This is a genomic window from Stenotrophomonas sp. IS26, assembly GCF_054188265.1.
The window spans coordinates 1-1,322 of record NZ_JBSZJV010000041.1 but is presented as its reverse complement, the minus strand read 5'-3'; the positions used below and the strand labels follow the sequence as shown (position 1 = coordinate 1,322).

Below are 1,322 nucleotides of genomic sequence, written 5' to 3'. Positions count from 1 at the left end.
TCTCGGCCACGGGCAATGTCCGTTTGGGTGCGCAGAACACCGGCCGTACGCTGGATGTGCGTAATCAGGGCAACCTGACCCGCACGGTGTCGGGTGTAACTGACGGTGCGCTGAGCGCCACCAGCACGGACGCTGTGACCGGTGGCCAGCTGTTCGCCACCAACGAAGTGGTCAAGAGCCAGCAGGAGGTGGTGGCTGGCAACACCCGGCTTATCGGCGATAACCGCAGCAGCATCGCCACGCTGCGCACCGACCTTGATGCAGCCACGGCAGATCTGGACTACGCGGTAATGTTCAACAAAGAGCGCACCGTGGTGGATCTGGGTAACGCCCGGATCAGCGGCCTGGCAGCGGGGGACATCAGCCGGGCCGACAGCAGGGATGCGGTGAATGGAGGGCAGTTGTTTGCGACCAATGCGCGGGTAGGAGAGCTTGAGGAGCAGCGGATGTTCGTCAAGGTCGGGTACGACGATGAAAGCGTTGAAGCACGGGCCGGTCTGTTTGGTATTGCGCTGGGCGACTCTGCTGAGGCTTCCGTTGACACGGAAGGCGCGGTTGCACTCGGCAGCTTTGCAGTAGCGCGAGGGAAGAACTCCGTTGCGTTGGGGCGTGCGGCATACGTCCACGCAGGCGCCGAGGTTGGTTTTGCGCTTGGCGCCAGCTCCCACGTTGAAGTGACAGGTGGCGTGGCGCTTGGCGCGTCTTCCATGGTAAGGGAAGGCGCACGCGACGCGGTAGCGCTCGGCTACGGATCCATAGCAACCGAGGCGAATACGATTTCCGTTGGCAGCGACACCAGAAAGCGTCGTGTAGTAAACATGGCCCTAGGTACGGTAGATAGCGATGCCACCACAGTCGCTCAGCTGAAAGGCGCCTTGGACGGCTTGGGCGGCGGCGCCACCGTTGATGCAACCGGCGCGATCACGGCGCCGGCGTATGTTCTGAGCAGCAGCACCTACAACAACGTCGGCGACGCATTGCTTGCACTGGATTCCGCCGTTGTGACGACCAAGTCAGATGTAGATGCCCTGGGCAGCCAGGTCAACCGCCTGTTCCAGGAAGAGGCCAGCACCCGGTCCGACGGCCCCGGCCGCCTGAACCTGGGCGGTGCCCACGGCATGGTGCTGGGCAATGTGGCCAACGGTCTGATCGCCTCTGGCAGCCGCGATGCGGTCAACGGTGGCCAGCTGTATGAGGTGCAGAAGAACCTGCAGGGCCAGATCGACACCCTGGAAGGCCGCGGCAGCGAGCCGGTCGCGATGATGGGCCGGATGGGTACGCCGGTGGACACCCCGGTTGCCAAGGTGGATGCGCCCGAGCCC

General features: G+C 63.9%; 1 pseudogene. It reads left to right on the top strand.

Annotated elements, in window-relative coordinates:
* Positions 1–1,322: pseudogene (locus tag ACW6W5_RS17835) on the top strand (hemagluttinin domain-containing protein); the annotation flags it as partial.